This is a genomic window from Bacillus sp. FSL R10-2780 (genome assembly GCF_038006125.1).
Taxonomy (GTDB): domain Bacteria; phylum Bacillota; class Bacilli; order Bacillales; family Bacillaceae_G; genus Bacillus_A; species Bacillus_A cereus_U.
The window spans coordinates 1,205,288-1,221,861 of sequence record NZ_JBBOUQ010000001.1; the positions used below are offsets into that span (position 1 = coordinate 1,205,288).

A 16,574-nucleotide genomic window follows, 5' to 3' on the forward strand; every position below is an offset into this window, starting at 1 on the left:
CTCTTTTGAAATAAAGTAATATTGGCATTTAAAAGGAGAGAGTTTACATGATAGAGAGTAAAGTTGTAGATTCTGTACCAACTCTTAATGAGAATAGTTGTCAAATATGGTGGGCAAGAATTTCAGATTTACAATCATGGCATTACAATTTACTAAATGATGTAGAGAAAGAGAAAGCAAATTCATATCATCATTCGGCAGACCGTGCGCGTTTTATAATAGGTTGCGTAATTAGTAGATTAGTACTTGGAAAGGTACTTTCTATGTCGCCAGTTCAAGTGCCAATTGATCGAATGTGCCCAGTATGTAAATTACAACATGGCAGACCACAGTTACCAGAAGGTATGCCGCAAATATCAGTCTCACATTCGGGTGAGTGGGTTGTTGTTGCATTTACTAAATCTGCACCTGTGGGTGTTGATGTTGAGCAAATGAATCCAAATGTAGATGTTATGAAAATGGCAGAGGGCGTATTAACAGACATTGAAATAGCACAAGTTATGAAGTTACCTGATGAGCAGCGACTAGAAGGATTTTTAACATATTGGACTCGAAAAGAAGCAGTGCTGAAAGCGACAGGTGAAGGACTATTGATCCCACCAGTAGAAATTACAGTATCAGCTCCAAATGACCCTCCAAAATTGTTAATTTTTAAAGATAGACAAGAGTTAGCAGAAAATACAGTGATGGAAGATGTAAGACCTAGTTTAGATTATATGGCTTCCATTGCAATATTTAGTAAAGAAGTAACTGAAATTACGCAGTTAGACGCGGTATCGCTATTAAATTATAAATCAATTTAATAAAATATTTTATAGAAGAGGTGTTCCTCATGTTAGTGGCGGAAAATAGAAAAAGCGAATTAACTTATAATGTACAAGCAATTAAAAATATTTTATTTTCTGGAGATACATCATCTATTCTTGCTTTAGAAAAGCTTTTGAATGATACAGTTCAATTTGATGTTCTAGAACAAGAGGTAATTGATAGACAGTACATTCCGAAAGAAGCAAAAAATTTCTTTGATAAAAACGGAACATTTCTTTACCGCGTATCTAATGTTAGTTATAAAGGTAAGGTGTTATCTGAAAATCTAATTTTTGCAGACACTTCGTTTTTACCACATACTATAAAGCAAGAATTAGAGGATGGAAATATTCCAGTTGAAAAACTTATAGAAAAGATGGAAGTAAGAAGAAACGTATTATATGAAGGATATCAGCCATCTGGAAATATTATTGAATTGTTTGATGGATGTTCTGTTTCAGCGAATGTTTATCCAACTAGAAAATATCAAATTGTAAGGAACTGCAAATGTATATTTTATATTTGTGAAGTGTATCATGCAGAGAATATACAGGAACTGCTTAAATAAGAAATAAACAAGAAACCAGCCTATAAAATGGCTGGTTTCTTGTTTATTTTACAGCTTCTTTTAATTCTTTACCTGCTTTAAATGCTGGAACTTTACCAGCAGCAATCTGAATTTCTTCTCCAGTTTGCGGATTACGCCCTGTACGAGCAGATCTTTCACGCACTTCAAAAGTTCCAAAGCCGATTAGTTGAACTTTATCGCCAGATTGTAATGCAGTAGCAATTGTGTCAAATACGGATTGTACAGCTGCAGAAGCTTCCTTTTGAGAAATATCAGCTGATTGTGCCACGTTTTTAATTAATTCTGTTTTGTTCATGTTTTCACCTCATAAAAAATTTTTTAGAATGAATGTTTTAGTATAATGGTTAGTAAAGATAAAGCTAACTTTGTGATTAGAAAGAATGCTGTATATTTATGTTAATTTCGTTGAAAGAAACTGAATCCCTGCAAATTAAAGGGATTTATTAAGAATTGATGCATACGACAAGCTATAATATGAAGATGAGGGGGGAGTATACGGATGATTTTTCGTGAAAAGAATGAGAAAGAAAGTATATTAATTCGTCAACATGATCATGGTTTTTTAGCTGGTGAGATTGCAAGCCATATAAAAGAAGATATTTTTGAAGATAAAACATACTTAAAAGAGACAATTGATGCAATATACGAACATGATAGAGGATGGATAGAGCTTGATAAAGTACCAATTTTGAATGATGCTAAAAATATTCCATATACATTTATGGATTGTCCAAGTTCATTACGCTTTGTTTTTTATACGATTGGTTTGAATGCAATTGAAGAGTCAAATCCATACGGGGCGTTACTTTGTAGTAAACATTTTTTATCGTTTCCATTAAATGAGGAAGACGAAGAGATGATGTCATTTTATACAGGGGAATTGGGACGACAAAAAAGAATATTGAAAACGTTAACAAAAGAACAATTTGCGATGTTCGATAAACATTATAGGTTATTAAAGTTTTGTGATGAACTTTCTTTATATGTATGCATGAATAAGCCTGGTGTAAAAAAGAAAAATGAAATTGATTTGTTTAAAGATGGTTTTGAAGGAACAGAAATCTTTAATAGTAAGGATGAGAAACCTATTCGAGCTGATTGGGTGGATGAAGAAACAATTCGAATTACACCGTTTCCATTTAAAACGGAATTTCATACGTACGTAAAATATAAAACTATAAATAAACATGAAATTAATGAAAAAGGGATTGTAAAAGCTGATAGAGAATCGGAAATGAAGAAACAAAACATTCGTTTCATACAATAAGGAGGCGATGTAAATTGAAAGATTACATGTTAAAACAGTTTGATTATCATGTATGGGCTAATACACGCTTATTCAATCGATTAAAAGAGCTACCAAATTATGAGATAATCTTCAACGAAAAGGTTCAGAGTGTATTTCCATCAATTAAGGATACTTTTGCACATATTTATATTACTGATCACGTATGGTTACACATATTACATGGTAAAAGTATGAGTGAGGCAATACAAGATCGTGAAAAACTACAAAAACAAGTCGAAGCAAAGTCGTTACATGAATTAGAAAAAATGTTTATAAATATGGCCAATCAGTATAAAGAATTTCTAAGTACACTAAAAGAAGTAAATGCTGTATTTGTTATTGAGAACCCTTATGTAGGGAAATTAGAAACTTCAATTTTAGAGCTAGTACAACACGTCGTAAATCATGGTACATATCATAGAGGGAATATAACAGCGATGATTCGTCAACTTGGTCATTCCTCGACTATGATGGATTTTGTACTTTATTTACATATGGTTCAGAAGGATGGGGAATAATATAGTTTGAAAAAGGAATGCTCATTATATATGAGTCATTCTTTTTTTGATAGATTAACTGTGGCTTTAAAATAAAGTTATACTGTTTAAAGAAAGCGTTATTTATGTTAATCATGAAGGCATATTCTTAAACTAACAGTTGTGTTTGTTTAAGTGGATAATAATTAAAACCCACATATTTTGAACAATCATGTTTCAAAATGTGTGGGTTTATTCTATATACAATCGATATTTGTAATGAAATTTGAACTGACTTTATTTCAAGCAAACATTAACTTGCCTGTTTTTTATTGCTTTTTTTTAATTTCTCTGCTTGTAAAAACCGATTTGTTTCAGCGACAACTACACCACTTAATCCAATAAGACCAATTAAGTTTGGTATCGCCATAAGCCCATTTGCGATATCTGCAAATGTCCATACAACACCTAATTTTAAATTAGCACCAATAGCAATCATAACGATAAAGATTGCTTTATAATATCGTACAGCACCTTGTCCAAATAAATAAGCAACACACTTCTCTCCGTAATACGACCAACCTAAAATAGTAGAGTAGGCGAATAATATAATGGCGATACCGAGAATCATACTACCAGCAGTACCGAATACGGATTGGAATGCTAATGTTGTAGCTTCAACACCAGTTTTACCTGATTTCCATGCGCCTGTAGTAATTAATACTAGCCCCGTAATTGTACATACAATAAATGTATCTAGAAAAGTACCAGTCATAGAAACTAAAGCTTGTTTTGCAGGTGAATCTGTTTTGGCAGCAGCCGCAGCAATAGGAGCACTTCCTAAACCAGCTTCGTTCGCAAATACACCGCGCGCCATTCCGATTTGAATAGCTGATGCAACTGTTGCTCCAATAAAACCACCAGCAGCAGCTGTACCTTGAAATGCACCAGAAAAAATAAGTGAAAATGCTTCTGGAATTTGATCAAAGTGATAGAAAATAATAATAAGACCAGCAATTATATAAAAGAAAGCTTTAATAGGAACGATAAATCCTGTCACTTTCCCGATTTTTTTTACACCGCCTAAAATGACAATAGCGATTAAAAATGACATTAATATACCAGTTAAAGCAGGGGGGAAAGAGAAATTAATTCGCATTGCCTCTGCAACTGAGTTAGATTGCACCATATTACCGATACCGAAAGAAGCAGTTGTACCGAATATAGCGAATAAAACAGCAAGCCATTTCTTACCTAAGCCACGCTCTAAATAATACATTGGTCCACCTGAGTATTCACCATTTTCATTACTAACACGGTATTTCACCGCAAGAATTGCCTCGGCATACTTTGTTGCCATACCGAACAAAGCAGTAATCCACATCCAAAAGATTGCACCAGGACCACCAATAGTAACAGCTGTTGCAACACCTGCTATATTTCCCATACCAATCGTTGCAGCCATAGCTGTCATGAGCGCCTGGAAGTGACTAATATCTCCAGAAGAAGATGTATCTTCTGATTTTTTAAATGCAAGTTTATGAGCGTATAATAGTTTACTAAACTGTAAACCTTTTAGACGCACTGTGAGAATGATTCCAGTTCCGACTAGTAGCAATAAAGTCGGTAATCCCCACACATAATGATTCATTTGTTCTAATACTTTACTTACTGTCTCCATCTTTATTCTCCTTTTTTTAGAAAAAATAAAAACCACTTCAAGTAAATGAAATGGTCTCTGGAGAAACAAGGGATAGAAAAATAAACCGATATAAATCGGCATTTTCTTTCGCTTGTCTCTGTCCTTTTACCTGAGAGATTATCCGCTAAAGTAGCGGATTTGCTCCTTCGGTGCTCGTTTTCCTCCGCGCTATACAAAAGCGAGAGGGAGTCTCTCCAGAGATTCGTCCCCATGCAGTTCTACTTGTAACCAAGACCTGAGAGTTTCAAAGTTCGTTTAACAACTTCTTGCCCCGTCGGTAGATCAATAGATCTTCTCCTGAATGGTTCATCCGAATTATAAAATTCAAAACTTAAACGTATTGATTGTGTATAGAATCAATAAAAATATTATAGATATACAATTAGTGAAATGCAATCATTTTTTATTTTGAAATAGTAAATATGTAAGTGAGTTAAGAGTGAGATGTAATCCGTATAGGATTACACCCCCTTTAAATTCCGAATTATTTGAAATAAAATCAATTTAGTGGTTTGATAGATTTAGAGTGACTAAAAATGGTTATTTGTGTATTGAGTATAACAGCAGATACAATTTGTTTACATAATTTTATTATGTAAACAAATTGTTGCAAGAAGGAAATGAACCGTATCATAAGGGGGATTAGAAATGCTATTAAAAACAATATTTTGCAAGGTGGAAGAAGAGAAAAGGGAATTGTTTTCTGATGCACAAGAAAAATGGCGTGATTTACAGTATTTAGACGGATTCCATGGACAATTTGGTGGGTGGAATGAAGAAGAAGCGTGTGTATATACTTTATGGGAAGATAGAAATGCATATCAATCATTCATGAATGATGCTCATGATACAATTTTTTTAAATAGTAATCAAGAAGGCACATATATTTCCTGTAATATTGAAATGTTTCAAACGTTGTATGATATAACAGAAACTCCTTTGAAAGACGTAATTGCACAAGGGTCATTTGTAAGAGTTGCAATTTGCGATGTGAAAGAAGGAAAAGAAAAGAATTTTTTACATACGCAAGAAACAATTTGGAATAAAGGAATGGAAAATGAAAAAGGGATATTAGGTGGAGTTGTAGGGAAGTCTTTAAAGAATGAAAATCGTTACATAGTATTAACTTATTGGCAAGATGAAATAGTACATGAACGTTATATGAAAGAAATTTTTCCTGAGTTATATCAGTTAGCAAATGTAAATGAGTATGTTGAAAATATAAATGGAAAGAAAGTTATTAGGAAGGAAGAATGGTCTGTTGCCGCTTCGAAATAAAGTTAGAACTTGTTAAAGTAGCTGGTTTAGATAAAGTTGAAATGGAACGTTTGTTCTTGTATAATTGTTTTGTACAAGAACAAGAGGGGGTATTTAAATGAGTAAAGTTTTAAGATTTGAATTGCAAGTCCCAAACCCTGAAGAAGCTATTCAATTTTATACAAATAGTTTTGGATGGAAGTTTGAAAAAATGCTTGGGCCACATGACTATTGGTTCATAATTACAGGTGAGAGTGATAGACCTGGTATCGATGGTGGATTAATGAAATCACCTGATGGTGCTACTAGGACGACTAATTCGATTGAAGTACCTTCAGTTGATGAGTACATAAAGAAAGTTACTGAAAATGGTGGGCAAGTAGTTGTACCTAAAACTGCTATTCCTAATATGGGTTACTTTGCTTATTGTATAGATAATCAAGGGCTTCTTTTTGGAGTATGTGAAGAAAATATTGAAGCATAAAAAATTAGGGGCTTTTGAGATTACTTTGTTTGTTGAACGATATTGAATGATGTTTTCAATTAAAGGTTATAATTATTAAAAACCCTTTTGTATAAAAACTAGTATTATTTTAGCTGAAGAAGGATCCATTTTGATTATTTTCAAAAGGGTTCTTTTTTATTTTTCACATATTGTGAGTTATTTAGGCATTATTAATCCAACTTATATCGGTATATTATCTATGAAAAAAGTAAATAAATGATGTTATATTCAAGGGTTAATCTATTGACTGCTAAACAGTTTGAGGTGAAAAGGAAAAGAGGACCAATTATTTTCGTGTAAACATGTAATTAAGTGAAGACGCCATATACCCTTTCATGTTAATATATTTAAGTTATAATAGGAGGCTTACCCTTTTGTATTGTAGGGTAGAAGCAGTGTGAGCTTGAAATTTTTTATGAAAAGGATGTGCCTAACTTGCGTATAAATAAATTTATTAGTGAAGCTGGAAAAGCGTCTCGACGTGGAGCAGATAAGTTAATTAATGAGAGAAGAGTAATTATTAACGGTAAGGTTGCAAAAATTGGTGACCAAGTAAATCCAGGTGATGACGTACGAGTAAATGGAGAGCAACTTCGTATTGCTCGAGACCATGTGTATATAGCTTTAAATAAACCAGTAGGTATTACATGTACAAGTGAAAAAGCAGTAAAAGGTAATATTATCGATTTAGTGAATCATCCTTTACGAATTAGTCATATTGGACGTCTTGATAAAGACTCAGACGGCTTAATTTTGTTAACGAATGATGGCGATATTGTTAATGAGATTTTACGTGCTGAAAACAAGCATGAGAAAGAATATATCGTTTCAGTAGATAAGCCGATTACACCGGAGTTTTTAGAGAAAATGGCAGCAGGGGTTAAAATTTTAGATACAAAAACTCTTCCATGTGAAGTAACACAGTTATCAAAATATGAGTTCCAAATTATTTTAACACAAGGATTGAATCGTCAAATTCGCCGTATGTGTGAAGCTTTAGGTTATCAAGTATACACGTTAAAACGTACGAGAATTATGAATATTGAGTTGAATAATTTACCAGTCGGACAGTGGAGAGATTTATCGAAAAAAGAGAAAAAACGACTATTTTCAGACTTAAATTACGAACCACAAGATTGGTAAAATAGAGAAAAAGAAACCAAAAAATGTTTTTGGTTTCTTTTTTTTGAATAAAAAATATATTTTTAACACTTGTAAAAATAAAGTGAATAGGATATATTAAATAACAATAAATGGATTTGTTACAAAAGCAAAGAAAAGGACACGAGTTATTTTAACCGGTTATACAGAGAAGGAAGTAGAGCTGAGAACTTCCTAACGCAGAAAAATAACTTACCACCTTAGAGCTGCACTGGGGAAATCAAGTATCTAGTGCCGTGTAAGCGACGTTATCGCAAAAGAAGCCATTATGTTTTTTGTGATGGGAATCTGGGTGGAACCACGAATATAAGCATATTCGTCCCTATTTACTAGGGATGAATATGCTTTTTTATATTTTATTTCATAATAAGCGAAGAAAAGGACATGAGTTATTTTAACCGGTTATACAGAGAAGGAAGGAAAGCTGAGAACTTCCTAACGCAGAAAAATAACTTACCACCTTAGAGCTGCACTGGGGAAATCAAGTATCTAGTGCCGTGTAAACGACGTTACCGTAAAAGAAGCCATTACATTTTTGTGATGGGAATCTGGGTGGAACCACGGGTAAAAGCACACTCGTCCCTATTTTAGGGATGAGTGTGCTTTTTATTATGAAATGGAGAGATGAAAAATGAAAGAACAGATGATTGAAATTAAATTTCCAGATGGTAGCGTTAAAGAATTTGTGAAAGGCATTACTTTAGAAGAAATTGCTGGTTCGATTAGTAGTAGCTTGAAAAAGAAAGCAGTCGCAGGAAAAGTTAATGAGCAGTCTTTTGATTTACGACGAAACATTAAAGAGAATGCAGAAGTAGAAATTATTACTATTGACTCAAATGAAGGTGTAGAAATTGCAAGACACTCTGCGGCACATATATTAGCGCAAGCTGTGAAAAGAATTTATGGTGATGCGAAGCTTGGAGTAGGGCCAGTTATTGAGAATGGATTTTATTATGATATGGATCTTCAAAGTAGTGTAAACGTAGAAGATTTACCGAAAATAGAAAAAGAAATGAAAAATATTATAAATGAAAATGTAAAGATAGAACGAGTTGAAATCTCTCGAGAAGAAGCAAAAAAACTGTTTCAAGAAATGAATGATAGTTTGAAATTAGAGCTTTTAGAAGCAATTCCTAATGAGGAAAGTGTAACACTTTATAAACAAGGTGAATTTGTAGATTTATGTAGAGGACCACATTTGCCATCTACTGGTTATCTGAAAGCATTTCAATTAACTCATGTTTCTGGTGCATATTGGCGAGGTGATAGTAACAATCAAGTGCTTCAGCGTATATACGGTGTGGCATTTGCTTCACAAAAAGAATTAGAAAATTATTTGCATTTTGTTGAAGAGGCTGCGAAGAGAAATCATCGGAAATTAGGTAGTGAACTTGAATTGTTTATGTTTTCGGAAGAGGCTCCGGGAATGCCGTTTTACTTGCCAAAAGGACAGATTATTCGCAATGAATTAGAAGCATTTTTAAGAAAAATTCAAAATGAGTACAATTATCAAGAAGTGCGTACTCCATTTATGATGAATCAAGAATTATGGGAGAAGTCAGGACACTGGGGACATTACAAAGACAATATGTATTTCTCAGAAGTGGATAATAAAAGTTTTGCATTAAAACCGATGAACTGCCCAGGCCATATGCTTATGTTTAAAAATAAATTACATTCTTATCGTGAATTACCGATTCGTATGTGTGAGTTCGGTCAAGTGCATCGACATGAATTTAGTGGCGCTTTAAACGGATTATTAAGAGTTCGTACTTTCTGCCAAGATGATGCTCATTTATTTGTAACACCAGAACAAATTGAAGATGAAATCAAATCAGTAATGGCGCAAATTGATTACGTATATAAAACTTTTGGATTTGAGTATGAATTAGAGCTTTCTACTCGTCCAGAAGATTCAATGGGTGATGATAAATTATGGGAGCAAGCAGAAGCAGCATTAGCAAATGTATTACAATCATTAAATTATAAATATAGATTAAATGAAGGTGATGGTGCATTTTACGGACCGAAAATTGATTTCCATATTAAAGATGCTTTAAATAGAAGTCATCAGTGCGGAACACTCCAGCTTGATTTCCAAATGCCAGAGAAATTTGATTTAAATTATATAGATGAGAATAATGAAAAGAGAAGACCAGTTGTCATTCACCGAGCAGTTTTAGGATCTTTAGATCGTTTCTTAGCAATATTAATTGAGCACTTTGGAGGCGCGTTCCCAGCGTGGGTGGCACCGGTTCAAGTGAAAGTAATTCCAGTTTCAAATGCAGTGCATGAACAATACGCAAATAGGATTGCAGATAAATTAGCACAAGCCGGAATTCGTGTCGAACGAGATATACGAGATGAAAAGTTAGGATATAAAATTAGAGAAGCGCAAATGCAAAAAGTTCCTTATGTTCTTGTTATTGGTGATAAAGAAATGGAAAGCAAAGCTGTAAATGTACGAAAATATGGGGAAGAGAAGTCGGAAGTTGTTTCGCTAGATATATTTGCGGCAAGTATTGAAGAGGAAATAAAGGGTAGAAAGTAATAATTGATTAGAAAATACACCATTATAATGAAGTGAACTCGAATAGTGGTACATGAACAAAAACACCTCTTGAATTCGCATACTAAGTATGTCGATTCAACGGAGGTGTTTTTCATTTGAAGGGAGAGTACATTACCAGGAAGAATCAAAGTGGAAAGTGATTAATTTGATATTGAAAGGCCCCCAACATTGTAGACATATCTAAAATGTTGGGGGCCGATTTGTTTTCTAGTTAATCACTTATTAAAAGTAAAGCTGTTAACTTTCCTTACAAATTTTCTTCAAAAAGTTTCGGTAAAAATTTGCTGAACTGACTCATTTCTTCCACATTGTGTTTATATAAACCACTTAGATTAATAAATGGTGGTAATCCTTTCGGGAAAATGAATGTAGAAGTCATTACTGTACCGTTCTCAGATTTTTGGTATTGATGTATTACTTGTGAAATTACATCCTCATTATCATCTAAACATGAACCCATTAAAACATGGCTGTAATGGGTATTTATAGGACAATTTTTAGGATCTTCCCATCGAATCCTTAGCGGAAATTCTAGTCCATCCCCCGCAGATTCGATGGAAGCTGATATGGCTCCTACGTGTCCATGTACTTTAGGGTCAACTAACCACTTAAAATCAACATGTTCTTCTGGGTGCCATAGTTTATATCGTTCAGGGGTATCAATATTATCCCACCACCAGTCAATCATTTCTGGTTTTACGTCATTCAATTCATGTTCAACTACTAGTGATACTTGGTTTTTCATTTCTATACCTCCTATTTTTTAATCAACATAGTGTTGATTGTTTATAGTTAGTATTATAGTATGGGTATCTTAAGGGTTCAATAAACAGAAATAGTTGATCTGTTGCATTCTGAACATTATATAAAAATATGTCTAAAAAAATTTAGGAGGGAAACAATTGGAAAAATCATACACTGATTTACGTATAGCTCGTACTAAAGAAGCAATACGTGCTGCACTAACTGAATTAATAAATGAAAAAGGGTTTGATTCCATTACAGTTAAGGATATTACAGCTAGAGCCAATATTAATCGAGGGACATTTTACTTACATTATCGTGATAAATATGACCTATTGGAAAAATGTGAAAAAGAAATTATGCGTGATATTGTCGAAATTGAAAAGCAAGGCATTTCTACCGAACTTGTAAATCTTGAAGATATTTTACTACCTTTCCCCTTTGTGATTTCAGTATTTGAGTATGTAGATAAACATGGAGAATTTATGAATGCTGTGTTAGGTCCTAAAGGTGATATATCTTTTCAAATAAAATTAAAAGACTTCATGTGGGAAAACTTGTTTAAAAAAAACATAAAGCAACTTATAAAAAGAGAAAATTTACTAGTCCCAGATGAATACTTATCCCATTATATCGCTTCGGCACATTTAGGAGTAATCCAGCGATGGCTCCAAAGAGGCAGGAAAGAATCTCCTAAAGAAATGGCTCGTATCCTATCAACGATTACAGTCAATGGTCCTTACTTTGCAGCTGGTTTGAAGAGGTAATTATTTAAAGGGAATAGGGACAGTACCTATTTTGGGTCTGTTCGGCTAGTAGGTGTTGTAAAAGTAGGACGGCCGCCTTATTAAACCGTTGATTCAGTCCCTCAGGACTGATGAGGACTTCTGTTGATGCTTCTAAACAGCTAGATAACTGAGTTAAAGAAGTCATAGCTACATTTCGGCTCACCCATACACATAAAGCTACTAAATCTTTTGCTTGGTACTTACTGGTTCGCTGTACAAAACCAACATCTCTAGCAAGATCCCGTAAGGTATTTGGAGATAAAAAACTTTGAAACTCTTGAGCAAATGGTTGTAATTCGTCAGACACAGAAACAGACATAAAAAACGCCACCTAGATCATGGTAGCGCCTACGATAATTACTATTGGTTTAATCATTAACAAGTATATCTGGACCCTTTTTCAACATATACGCGAAACCTGAAATAAATACGATACTAAATATAATAATGGAAGACCACATATTAAAATAAAATTCTTTACCTACAACTAAATAATAGATGTTATGGACCAAGAAATTAGCACCTATGATAATCCCACCTAACATTGAACTAATTACAAGGCTAATTAAATAAAATTTGAGCTTCTGAAACATTTTCCCTCTACTCCTTTTCTAAAATCAACTTTATTCAGAATGTTTTAGAAAATCATACCATTTATTTTTCGGATATTCTTAAATCTATAATATATTTAAGGTTATTTTAAGAGAAGAAGGATTGCCAATCCAAATGTTCATTTTAGGGTCTCACCAACATGCCATCAAGGTAATGAAACTAGTTGCTCCAAAACAAAAATGTATATTTTTACCTGGATATGCCGGTTTTCTCGTTTTGGGGGTATTTGCTTTTCTTAGCTTGATGGCGATGGGGTCTTGCCAACATTTCGAAAAGTTTCTATGCTAAGCGAACTTCGGCTATGATTTTGCTATTTTTGTGTATGTTAAGCCCTTCCCAAAAACCATATTAGTCCAGATTATTGAAAATTTGTTTTTGGGAATGAGTTTCGGATCTGAAAATCAGCTATTCCCAAATAAAAAGCAGCTTTTCTAGATCCAGCACCAAAAACGAACGTTAGCGGAACATCCCTTTTGTATCAATAGTTGAAACTTTAGCGTACGTTTTTCCCGAAATGTTGTCTGTACGCCTATATAAAGATCATATAACATAGCCCATCCTCCAACAAACCGTTGACATACAATAAAATATGAATATAACAAAGATATTCATATTTATGGATCCTAATTCCATTCTAATTTTGGTTCGTTTATTTAATCTTATTATTTTTTTATTATCTCCTTGAAAAGTAAAGATATTGGACGTCTTCACTTTTTTGCAAAGAAAAACTCCTTCACTGATTTGAAGTGAACCCGAATAGTGGTACATGAAAAAACACCTCCTGAATTGGCATACTAAGTATGTAAATTCAACGGAGGTGTTTTTCATTTGAAGGGAAGAGTATATTACCCAGAAGAAGTAAAGTGGAAAGTGATTGAGATGAAAAAGGATGGCTATTCAAATCGTACCATTATGGAAATAATCGGAATTAAAAATGTTTCCCAAATTAAGACATGGATGAAATGGTATCGTACAGATCAAAATTATCGTATTCAACAACTTGTAGGAAAACAATATCCTTTTGGAAATGGGCCAAAAGAGTTAAGTGAATTGGAACAGATGGTTTAGGTGTTTTGATATGTGTCCCGATTTCGGGGTTCACTTCAAAGTGGTGTGTTTTATTTTTTACCTTACAAAAATGTAAGGTAAATGTAAGGTAAATCGAATGAACTGATTTTAGAAAAATGAGAATATTAAGTGGAGAAATCGTTCGTAATTCTTATGTATCTCAATTTATGTTTGAAAAATTTAAAAATTCTTAAGGATTTTTATGAGAAAAATATAAGAAATATATGGGAAATTAATACTATACAAAAGGGATGGAGTGAATGAGATGTCAACAAATGTAGTTACTGTAGAAAGTGTAGAAAAAACGTATGGGAAAAGAAATGAGAATCAGTCAAAAGCATTAAGGGGTGTTTCGTTAAGTATTAAAGAAGGAGAGTTTGTAGGGATTATGGGTCCTTCTGGATCTGGTAAAACGACATTACTAAATGTGATTAGTACACTTGATCAAGCGACAGGTGGCAGTGTAACAATAGCTGGCACAAATATTACTTCTATGAAGGGGAATGCATTATCAGATTTTCGTTCTCAAAAATTAGGATTTATTTTTCAAGACTTTAATCTACTAGAAAATTTATCAATTTATGAAAATATCGCTTTACCACTTTCCCTGCAAGGCGTACCGTCAAGTGAGATTACTGGAAAAGTAAATGAAGTAGCAAAGAAATTAGGGATTACTGAAATTTTAACAAAATATCCGACTGCTGTTTCTGGTGGGCAAAAACAAAGAACAGCGGCAGCACGAGCTTTAGTACATAATCCGGCAATCGTATTAGCAGATGAACCGACAGGAGCACTTGATAGTAAAAATGCAAAAAGTTTATTAGAAGCGATGCAAGATTTACATGAAAATCACAATGTCAGTATTTTGATGGTAACACACGATGCATTTAGTGCGAGTTACTGTGAGCGTATTTTATTTATTCAAGATGGTCTACTTTATAAAGAGTTAAATCGTCAAGGAACACGAGAAAATTTCTATCAAGACATTTTAGGGGTGCTTGCCCAAATGGGCTCAGCAACTGAGTCGAAGTAAGGGGGCGAGACTATGTTATTCAAATTATCACGTCATAGTATGAAAAAAATGTTAAAGGATTATATGGTTTTACTTATTGGTCTAGTCATAAGTATTAGTATTTTTTACATGTTCCAAACGATGGCGATGAATAGTGAATTTACAAAAGATAATAGTCTCATTAGTAGTATTAGGCTCGTCTTCTGGGTTGGTGCAATATTGCTCTCATTCATTACAGTTTTTTACATCATTTATGCCAATTCTTTTTTACTTACATTAAGAAGAAAAGAACTCGGTATGTACATGATGCTTGGAGCGAAAAAGAAAAAAGTAGCGCAATTATTATTTATTGAGACTTTTGGTATGGGTATTGTCAGTATTATTATCGGTATTTTAGTAGGAATCATACTAGCTAGTGTAGCAGGAAATTTTTTAATGAATGGAATGGAAATTTCAGCAAAAGGTAATTACGCATCTGTATACACACCAGCTATATTAGTTACATCTATTTTCTTCTTAATATTATTTTTCATTACTGGTGTAATGAATAGTTTCCGATTATTACGTAAAACAGAATTAGAGTTAATACGTGAAGACGAAACGCAAGATGAAGTGAAGAAAAGTAAAACTCGCACAGTTATTATGACAGTACTAGGTGTATTGCTAGTAAGTACAGGATACTATTTTATGGTAAATATAAAAATGTTTGCTGAACTAGGATTTATAATAGCGACAATTGTTACGACATTAGGAACGTATTTCATTTTTAGCTCGTTACTCCCACTTTTTGTAATGAAAATTAAGGGGAATAAAAAACGAAATGAAACGGGATTAAATAGTTTTACTTATGCACAGTTACGTTTTCGAGTAACTAGTTTATCGAGAGTACTAGGAACTGTAGCGATGTTAATTGCATTAGGTGCAGGTGCGATGACAGCAGGTATGGCGTTTCAAAAGAATGTAGGCATTATGACAGACTTCTCACGTGTATATGATGTCGTAATTCATGATCCAAATGAACAAGATAAAGCAGCATTAAAAGAAATGGAAATTGTTGAAGAAAGCAAGTATAAGTATAAAGTAGATGGAGAAGCGGTTTATTATTTACGTAACGACTTAACTGAAAAACCACCACTTATTTCAGATCATTTTGATACAAAAACTTTAAAAGAACCTGCTCGTAAACGCGTGGCTGAACCTTTAACTGAACCTGTCTATTCTGCTTTGGAAGCTCCTGAAGTAGTGAATAAGCTTCCTCGTATGCCAAAAGATTGGGAGGATGCGGTTGTAAGAGAGATACAAATTACACATAATCAATTTAACGGAAAACCTGTAAGAATTGCAGATGAAGAGTATTATAAAGGAATTCAAGGAACAGAACATACTGTAACATTAGCAAAAGTAGATGATATGAAAAAATATAAACCACTGTTGATCGAAATAGATAAGAGACAAGAAGAAGTAATTGAAAAAACAACAGGTACAAAAGTAGACTTATATACGAAAATGACAATTTATCAGTTCATGAATAGTTTCATGAGCGGAACAATGTTTATGGGATTTTTCCTTGGAATTGCATTTTTAGCAATGATGGCGAGTTCTCTTATGTTTAAAATATTAACAGGAGCTTCTCGTGATGTACGCCGTTATGAAATGCTGCGAAAAATCGGTGTGAGGCGTAGTATGTTAACAAAAAGTATATATAAAGAAATCTCATATTTATTTATCTTCCCAGCAATTATTGGAATTTCCCACGTTTTAGTAGGGCTTAACTTATTCAGCTTCATATTAGTTGACCCATTTGTAAAAGTGTGGATGCCAATAGGAATCTTCATAGTAATTTATTTCATTTATTATTGGATTACTGTCCAACTTTATAAAGGTATGGTAATGCCGAAAGAAGAGATAGCGAAATAGGAAAATAATTGAGTCCTTGTTATGAAAACAAGGGCTTTTTTCTGTGTTTGTGATACATAAATACGTGTATGCGAGA

Annotated in this window: 14 protein-coding genes, 4 pseudogenes, 1 riboswitch and 2 other annotated features; of the genes and pseudogenes, 13 read left to right on the plus strand and 5 right to left on the minus strand. The window is 33.5% G+C overall.

All coding sequences use genetic code 11. The annotated features are described in order from the left end of the window. Nucleotides 1-47 precede the first annotated feature (47 nt). The gene (gene sfp, locus NSQ47_RS06340) at nt 48-803 is read left to right on the plus strand and encodes a 4'-phosphopantetheinyl transferase Sfp (RefSeq protein WP_340823664.1); all 756 of its coding nucleotides are present in this window, start codon (nt 48-50) and stop codon (nt 801-803) included. Nucleotides 804-832: 29 nt separating this feature from the next. After that, the gene (locus tag NSQ47_RS06345; protein WP_078181582.1) at nt 833-1,375 is read left to right on the plus strand and encodes a chorismate pyruvate-lyase family protein; all 543 of its coding nucleotides are present in this window, start codon (nt 833-835) and stop codon (nt 1,373-1,375) included. A gap of 43 nt (nt 1,376-1,418) precedes the next feature. Here the strand turns inward: NSQ47_RS06345 and NSQ47_RS06350 are convergent, their stop codons facing one another. Beyond that, nucleotides 1,419-1,691, minus strand: coding sequence for an HU family DNA-binding protein (locus tag NSQ47_RS06350; protein ID WP_002157910.1), 273 nt, complete (start codon nt 1,689-1,691; stop codon nt 1,419-1,421). A gap of 204 nt (nt 1,692-1,895) precedes the next feature. On the opposite strand from NSQ47_RS06350, the gene NSQ47_RS06355 reads away from it, so the two are divergent. Then, nucleotides 1,896-2,663 carry a DUF3891 family protein gene (locus NSQ47_RS06355; RefSeq protein ID WP_340823668.1) on the plus strand — a complete coding sequence of 256 codons (768 nt, stop codon included), beginning with the start codon at nt 1,896-1,898 and terminating at the stop codon, nt 2,661-2,663. Between the two features lie 14 nt (nt 2,664-2,677). Continuing rightward, a complete protein-coding gene (locus tag NSQ47_RS06360) occupies nt 2,678-3,202 on the plus strand; it encodes a DinB family protein (RefSeq protein ID WP_002157908.1) in 525 nt (174 codons plus the stop codon). A 271-nt stretch (nt 3,203-3,473) separates the two neighbouring features. Here the strand turns inward: NSQ47_RS06360 and NSQ47_RS06365 are convergent, their stop codons facing one another. After that, a complete protein-coding gene (locus NSQ47_RS06365; protein WP_340823670.1) occupies nt 3,474-4,841 on the minus strand; it encodes an alanine/glycine:cation symporter family protein in 1,368 nt (455 codons plus the stop codon). Nucleotides 4,842-4,949: 108 nt separating this feature from the next. After that, nucleotides 4,950-5,070: riboswitch (glycine riboswitch) on the minus strand. Nucleotides 5,071-5,510: 440 nt separating this feature from the next. On the opposite strand from NSQ47_RS06365, the gene NSQ47_RS06370 reads away from it, so the two are divergent. From NSQ47_RS06370 to thrS, 4 genes are all read left to right on the plus strand, one after another. After that, the gene (locus tag NSQ47_RS06370) at nt 5,511-6,140 is read left to right on the plus strand and encodes a DUF4937 domain-containing protein (RefSeq protein ID WP_341036386.1); all 630 of its coding nucleotides are present in this window, start codon (nt 5,511-5,513) and stop codon (nt 6,138-6,140) included. A 97-nt stretch (nt 6,141-6,237) separates the two neighbouring features. Then, nucleotides 6,238-6,603: a VOC family protein gene (locus tag NSQ47_RS06375; RefSeq protein WP_002202077.1), complete on the plus strand. Its 366-nt coding sequence runs from the start codon at nt 6,238-6,240 to the stop codon at nt 6,601-6,603. A gap of 456 nt (nt 6,604-7,059) precedes the next feature. Beyond that, complete coding sequence (locus NSQ47_RS06380) at nt 7,060-7,767, plus strand: pseudouridine synthase (RefSeq protein WP_341036387.1); 708 nt, start codon at nt 7,060-7,062, stop codon at nt 7,765-7,767. 121 nt (nt 7,768-7,888) lie between these two features. Beyond that, nucleotides 7,889-8,112 (plus strand) — a binding site (T-box leader). A 37-nt stretch (nt 8,113-8,149) separates the two neighbouring features. Then, nucleotides 8,150-8,372, plus strand: a binding site (T-box leader). A 44-nt stretch (nt 8,373-8,416) separates the two neighbouring features. Continuing rightward, nucleotides 8,417-10,336: a threonine--tRNA ligase gene (gene thrS / locus NSQ47_RS06385; protein ID WP_341036388.1), complete on the plus strand. Its 1,920-nt coding sequence runs from the start codon at nt 8,417-8,419 to the stop codon at nt 10,334-10,336. A gap of 268 nt (nt 10,337-10,604) precedes the next feature. Here thrS and NSQ47_RS06390 read toward each other — a convergent pair whose 3' ends face one another. Beyond that, nucleotides 10,605-11,102: a DAPG hydrolase family protein gene (locus NSQ47_RS06390; protein ID WP_340823682.1), complete on the minus strand. Its 498-nt coding sequence runs from the start codon at nt 11,100-11,102 to the stop codon at nt 10,605-10,607. Nucleotides 11,103-11,259: 157 nt separating this feature from the next. Here NSQ47_RS06390 and NSQ47_RS28180 point away from each other — a divergent pair. Beyond that, nucleotides 11,260-11,467, plus strand: a pseudogene (locus NSQ47_RS28180) (TetR/AcrR family transcriptional regulator); the annotation flags it as partial. Nucleotides 11,468-11,526: 59 nt separating this feature from the next. Next, nucleotides 11,527-11,868 (plus strand): annotated as a pseudogene (locus NSQ47_RS28185) (TetR-like C-terminal domain-containing protein); the annotation flags it as partial. A gap of 40 nt (nt 11,869-11,908) precedes the next feature. Here the strand turns inward: NSQ47_RS28185 and NSQ47_RS06400 are convergent. Together NSQ47_RS06400 and NSQ47_RS06405 are read right to left on the minus strand one after the other, a co-directional pair. After that, nucleotides 11,909-12,208, minus strand: a pseudogene (locus NSQ47_RS06400) (IS4 family transposase); the annotation flags it as partial. A gap of 49 nt (nt 12,209-12,257) precedes the next feature. Then, complete coding sequence (locus NSQ47_RS06405) at nt 12,258-12,482, minus strand: hypothetical protein (RefSeq protein WP_002109836.1); 225 nt, start codon at nt 12,480-12,482, stop codon at nt 12,258-12,260. 847 nt (nt 12,483-13,329) lie between these two features. Between NSQ47_RS06405 and NSQ47_RS06410 the strand changes: the two are divergent. The 3 genes and pseudogenes from NSQ47_RS06410 to NSQ47_RS06420 form a co-directional block, all read left to right on the plus strand. Then, nucleotides 13,330-13,563 (plus strand): annotated as a pseudogene (locus NSQ47_RS06410) (helix-turn-helix domain-containing protein); the annotation flags it as partial. Between the two features lie 262 nt (nt 13,564-13,825). Further along, nucleotides 13,826-14,602: an ABC transporter ATP-binding protein gene (locus NSQ47_RS06415; protein ID WP_078174198.1), complete on the plus strand. Its 777-nt coding sequence runs from the start codon at nt 13,826-13,828 to the stop codon at nt 14,600-14,602. A 12-nt stretch (nt 14,603-14,614) separates the two neighbouring features. Next, on the plus strand, nt 14,615-16,498 hold the full coding sequence (locus NSQ47_RS06420) for an ABC transporter permease (protein WP_340823687.1): 1,884 nt from the start codon (nt 14,615-14,617) through the stop codon (nt 16,496-16,498). The last annotated feature ends 76 nt before the right edge of the window (nt 16,499-16,574 follow it).